The 5092-nt window shown below is 33.3% G+C and carries 9 protein-coding genes; 1 reads left to right on the top strand and 8 read right to left on the bottom strand.

Annotated elements, in window-relative coordinates; translation table 11 throughout:
• Window positions 1–216: 216 nt before the first annotated feature.
• The 7 genes from ACI3VO_RS05890 to ACI3VO_RS05860 form a co-directional block, all read right to left on the bottom strand.
• Complete coding sequence (locus tag ACI3VO_RS05890; protein ID WP_439757018.1) at window positions 217–366, bottom strand: hypothetical protein; 150 nt, start codon at window positions 364–366, stop codon at window positions 217–219.
• A 54-nt stretch (window positions 367–420) separates the two neighbouring features.
• Window positions 421–561 carry a hypothetical protein gene (locus ACI3VO_RS05885; protein WP_439757017.1) on the bottom strand — a complete coding sequence of 47 codons (141 nt, stop codon included), beginning with the start codon at window positions 559–561 and terminating at the stop codon, window positions 421–423.
• A 204-nt stretch (window positions 562–765) separates the two neighbouring features.
• A complete protein-coding gene (locus tag ACI3VO_RS05880) occupies window positions 766–909 on the bottom strand; it encodes a hypothetical protein (protein WP_439757016.1) in 144 nt (47 codons plus the stop codon).
• A gap of 333 nt (window positions 910–1242) precedes the next feature.
• Window positions 1243–1494: a hypothetical protein gene (locus ACI3VO_RS05875; protein WP_439757015.1), complete on the bottom strand. Its 252-nt coding sequence runs from the start codon at window positions 1492–1494 to the stop codon at window positions 1243–1245.
• The gene (locus tag ACI3VO_RS05870) at window positions 1495–1731 is read right to left on the bottom strand and encodes a hypothetical protein (RefSeq protein ID WP_439757014.1); all 237 of its coding nucleotides are present in this window, start codon (window positions 1729–1731) and stop codon (window positions 1495–1497) included.
• A gap of 819 nt (window positions 1732–2550) precedes the next feature.
• Window positions 2551–2748, bottom strand: coding sequence for a hypothetical protein (locus ACI3VO_RS05865; RefSeq protein ID WP_439757013.1), 198 nt, complete (start codon window positions 2746–2748; stop codon window positions 2551–2553).
• Entirely contained in the window at window positions 2749–3240 is a 492-nt protein-coding gene (locus ACI3VO_RS05860) for a hypothetical protein (RefSeq protein ID WP_439757012.1), read from the bottom strand.
• 116 nt (window positions 3241–3356) lie between these two features.
• Here ACI3VO_RS05860 and ACI3VO_RS05855 point away from each other — a divergent pair, with 116 nt between their 5' ends.
• Window positions 3357–3569, top strand: coding sequence for a hypothetical protein (locus tag ACI3VO_RS05855; protein ID WP_439757011.1), 213 nt, complete (start codon window positions 3357–3359; stop codon window positions 3567–3569).
• Window positions 3570–4424: 855 nt separating this feature from the next.
• On the opposite strand, the gene ACI3VO_RS05850 is transcribed toward ACI3VO_RS05855, so the two are convergent.
• On the bottom strand, window positions 4425–5092 hold a 668-nt coding region (locus ACI3VO_RS05850; RefSeq protein ID WP_439757010.1), incomplete at its 5' end, for a hypothetical protein.

Below are 5092 nucleotides of genomic sequence, written 5' to 3'. Positions count from 1 at the left end.
ATTCTCTTGATCTGAATTTACTCCTATTGTAGACCCACTAACTCTTCCAGCATAATATGAAGCTAACCAAGGTATTCCAGGAACTGGAACATCTTTATTAGATCTCAATTTATAACCAGTAGCCTAACACATTACATATACTATACCTTTTTTAGTCTCATCACCAACTGTTATAGTTCTACCTTCTGTGGTAAAAGTAGGACTCCAAGGATTAACCTAAACGTTCTTTGTATTTACAGAACTATCTTCTATATCAGGATCTGTAGTATTTTCAATTAAAGGATAAGTTCTAGAGTATGTGTGTTTATGACCAGACAATACTAAGTCTACTCCATATTTTTCAAACAGTCTAGACCATGTAAACATCTTCTCAGGATCTCCAGTACTCTATTGATTTAATCCAGTATCTCTCATACCACTCTAACCCACACTAGACCAAGAAGCTAAGAACTTACTATCTCCAGTCCAGCCTGGTCTCTTTACCATAATATTAAACGGAGCATCGTGAGTATATACTATTAACCATTTAGGTTGTACTTCTCTAGCTTTTACTTGCTGCATGTGATATTCAAACCAAGCTTTCTATTCTTCTATATAATTATTTGAATTTATACATACAAAGTGAGCACAACCGTAATCAAATGAATATACTGACTTCATAAACTACTCTTTACCGTCTATAGTTATCTTCTGTTTAGAAGCCTCAGTTTCATCTGTAGAATACTAATACGTATAGAAATATTCAAAAGTAGTAGGATCTACTTTCTATCCAACTGTTCCGTCACTCTTCTTTCCAGGGCATAGATCGTTATTGCCTACAGTATTCATCTGTGCTATATTAGGAAGGTAACTACTAGCTTGATTATAATAATCTAACCACTCAGACGGTCTCATACCATTTTGAGTCATATCGCCAGTATTTATTAAGAAATGTATAAAGTCATTATCTCTAGGATCTTGAGGTAATACTCCCTAATTGTCTGATGTAGGATCTAAAGCCTTTATAGCCGCTAAATTCCACGGTTCATATTCTTCAAATATCCAACCTTGCTAATCAGATACTTGACAGAACTAGAAACTACCGTTACTATCTAAACTAGATTCAGATACTACAAAAGTATATGTATCAGATTCATAAGTAGTATTTTTTCTTACAATCTTCCATTCATATATACCCATAGTAAGGCCAGCTAGTATTACTTTGTGTACATAGAATATAGAACCATCTTCTCCTACTATTGTCTATCTGCCGTAATTAGGAGTTTGATCTGCTAACACTTCAGTCCACGCATCATCGTTGTATTCTCTATAGTATAGATACTCGTCGTGGTTGTCTAGACTTATCCAGTTAAAAGTTCTAACATCAGGGGTTTCTCCTATAGAGAAAGTAGGCATATTAGGTTTATTTCTATTAAACTTTGTCTTATTGTAATATAGACTCTTTACACCATCTGCTACACAATAAGGTTTATACACTTTAGTACTATCTACCATCTACGTATTGGTAATAGGACTATTTGTTACATTATAGTCAAATGGCAAGAAGTCTTTGCTATTTACATTAGAATCTCCTAAATTTGTACTATATAATTTATCTGCTAATCTTTTTCTATATACTCCTCTAGTATTACTTAGATATCTAGGAGCTTCTGAACCTAAAGTAAACTCTCCTCCATTTATAGCTTTAGATGTAGTTTTATCTCTAAAACCGATTAGATCTATATAACCCATTACATCAGAACGAACACTAGAAGTATTCTAGTCATAAGGAGATTCATAAGTTGCTACAGATCCTCCGACACACAAATATGCTTTAAAGCCTTCAGAGGTAATTACAATTTCATTATCATTTGCATAAGCATCTAAGTCATATTTGTCTATATTTACTGCAGCAGTACTAGGATCTGCTACAGGATTAAGTCTAATTAAATAACAACAGCCGGTAGGTATAGTACCACTTAAAGGTATAACTTTAGTCCAACTAGTAGTACCTAACTACAATGAACATCCTTTTAGATTAATATCTGATGGATAACCGTTATATAACTCTATAAAGCTATGACTGCAGCAACCTCGAGTAGTAGCATTAGCTTCAGAAGGACCAGCATAAGCCATACTTATCATTAGCCCTTTTAAATTTTCACCGGATGTTGGTACTTGACTAGGAGTATCGTCGTCTATTAAAGCTTTATTTGTTATTACTAATTGCCCATCTGCAGTTATAGTTATTCTATAAGTAGTTACATTATCTTCAGATAATAAATCAATGTACTAAGCGCTTATATTATCTGAAGACGTTCCTCCTCCATTTACTTGAATCTTTTTGCCATTATTACCTATATATAGCTTATTATCAGAAGTAGAATACACAAATTCTCCGTCTTGAATCTAGTATTCTCCTAATAGTGCTGTATTAGTAGCTCGTTTAATGCATATATGATGAACATTAGGCTAAAGTCTAGCAGACCATGAAGGAGAATCTACTAGTAACGCAGAAGATGATAAATCAGCCTTATAAAGTACTTCTTCCTAAGAATCTGTAATCTAGAACTAATCAAATTCTAAATTGTCTAAAGCCCCTATAACATATTCTTTATCCGCTGTTACACCTATAGTGCTAAATAAATATTCTCCAACTACTTCACTATCATTAAATAAAGTAGCTTTGTATACATTACTTGGTAGAGTACTGTTTAATTCATCTGTACTATGAAACATTAAAGTGTTACCGTCATAAGTAAACATCAACTATATATCATAGTCTGTCTCAGGGCTTACTCCCGCTATATTAGATAAATCTGAACCTTTATAATAAGTAGTATCTCCAGAGTCTAATTTAACATCAAACGCATACTCTATATCACTAATTCTATTACTTAATTTATTTAGTTCAGTACGTATCTTACTAAACAGTGTTTCATCTAGCATAGATGAAGAATCAGCATCATCTACCCATATAGTATTAATATCTTCTGGTTCTACACCTTCACTGAAGAATACTTCTGCTCCTCCTATAGAGCTTATGTCTTTATCAGTAATGTAGAATCTCTCATTATCTTCGTCGTAGTTTACATTCTTAACTACGTATGTTTTCTTTATATCTTTTACATAGATCACTAAACCTTCATGAGGGTTTCTGATACTATCTAATTCAGACAAGCTTTCTATTCTACTACGCTCATCCAACGGAGTATCTGGAACTGAAGGATATAATGATCCGCTAACTTTAATTGACGCCATATTAACTTATTTTAATTGTAGTTTCTCCATCTATTACAGAATTTTCACCATATATCTTATACTGAACTTTATCAATAGTAATAATATTACTACCATTAGACTCAAATCCTTTACCATTGATACCAGCCTTAGCAAATGGTACAAAAGAGCTGATACCGTCGAATTTAGTACCATTCTTACTAGAAGTAACAGGTATAAGTACAAATAAACAACTTCCTCCTTCGGGAGTGTTAACGTTTACTTGTTTAGATGTTAAATACTCTTTCTTAATAGTATTTTTACTTACTCCATTTAATACTTCTTGTTCTTTAAGTAACGAGAAATCATGAGTCTAATCTCTCATAGTTTTAAATTCAGAAACATCGCTCATAGCCAAATAGCCATAATACATATAATCTGTTTGAGAAGGAATATCTGGTGTAGAAGGATTGGTTGGAGTTTGATCTAGATTGCCAAATATTAAACTATATAGATCAGCAATTAATAAGCTCTCTAATACCTTCTTTTCACACTAGCAAGCGTTTCCTTTAATCCATTCGTTAAGAGTATCAAATAGCTTTGTAAGGTTACCTGATTGTATATAATAGTTTCTATCTACATTCTTGTATTCAAAGGATATATTATCCATATTATATACTCTACACGCATCAACGTAATACTTTACAGATAATTCTACATTACCATTTAAGTAACTCTACTAAAACAAATTAATACGTAGCATATACGTCAACATATTATAACGTTTACTCTTTTCAGAGCACGCTATACATGTACTATTATTACACGTACAGTTACAGCAATTATCAAATACCTATAAATACTTAGACTTAGCCTTAAATAAACTAAATTCATTTAAATACATAGATACTATTACCTCATTACCAGTAACAATAGTAATAGTAAAGAATGTAGTAATATTAGTTGGTAATACTATGTTTAAAGTACTTCCATTAGTCTAATATTCAGCTATAAAACTATGTTTACTAGCTATAGAACTATAAGCATTATTATAGTTATTAGCTTTATCTAAGTATACTCCGAGTATAGCATCTGTAGAACTTAGCTACAGCTATAAGTATTTTTCTGTTAGTTTTTTATTTGTTATACTCATATCTATACGAAAAAAGGGATAACGGGGAACCCCCCATTACCCCTTAGATTATTTTACTAGTTAAAATGCTTTATTAATCAGCAGAGCCGGTAATGAATGCCTTAATACCATTCTCTACAATAGAACCTACCAAAGTACCAGACTGAACAAATACTGTAGTTCTCAGAGGGGTATTCTTAATGTACTGGTTATCATTACTCAGATACAAGTTCTGATTTTCAACGATAACGTAGTCATAAGTAGCACCTTCTACAACCTGCAACTTGCTATTCACTTCAGGATAAGCAGCAGTAAACTTGAAGCCTTTATAACCCTGCATATGCTTCTCAAGATCACGTACCTGCTTCCAGTAGCCCTTGCCAGGATTACCCTGAGTCTTAGTAACTACAGCACCAGGAACCTTGTCGGGGAAGTTAGAGATCAGAGCAGAAGGAATAGTCTTATACAGAGTAGCTTCCATAGATACAGTAGTATACTCAGTGATAGAATCAACACCTTCATTATCGTCCTTAGGCATAGCGGTCAAAGTAAGCTTAGAACCACTAACTACAGCGTTTACACGACGATTGCTGTGCTTATTAATCTTCTTAGCGAAAGCAGCTACAAGATCAGCGGCACTTTCAGAAGCAGCAACTACTTCATAAGTATGAGTAAACTGACCCGGAGCTTCGATAATGTCTCTGTAAACAATACGAATTACATAACGATGACCAGCTACGATAGTAGCAGAAGCGAGGTTAA

This window comes from Intestinibacter sp. (assembly GCF_051866655.1).
In the GTDB taxonomy this organism is placed as follows: Bacteria; Bacillota; Clostridia; order Peptostreptococcales; family Peptostreptococcaceae; genus Intestinibacter.
Note: the sequence above shows the minus strand (reverse complement) of the source record. Positions and strands in the feature narration are given on the sequence as shown.

What these genes read in the sequence shown, in the direction of transcription:
- ACI3VO_RS05875 (WP_439757015.1), bottom strand. Translation starts at nt 1,494, where the DNA reads ATGGTAGATAGTACTAAAGTGTATAAACCTTATTGTGTAGCAGATGGT.
- ACI3VO_RS05870 (WP_439757014.1), bottom strand. Translation starts at nt 1,731, where the DNA reads ATGGGTTATATAGATCTAATCGGTTTTAGAGATAAAACTACATCTAAA.
- ACI3VO_RS05860 (WP_439757012.1), bottom strand. Translation starts at nt 3,240, where the DNA reads ATGGCGTCAATTAAAGTTAGCGGATCATTATATCCTTCAGTTCCAGAT.
- ACI3VO_RS05885 (WP_439757017.1), bottom strand. Translation starts at nt 561, where the DNA reads ATGCAGCAAGTAAAAGCTAGAGAAGTACAACCTAAATGGTTAATAGTA.
- ACI3VO_RS05880 (WP_439757016.1), bottom strand. Translation starts at nt 909, where the DNA reads ATGACTCAAAATGGTATGAGACCGTCTGAGTGGTTAGATTATTATAAT.
- ACI3VO_RS05890 (WP_439757018.1), bottom strand. Translation starts at nt 366, where the DNA reads ATGTTTACATGGTCTAGACTGTTTGAAAAATATGGAGTAGACTTAGTA.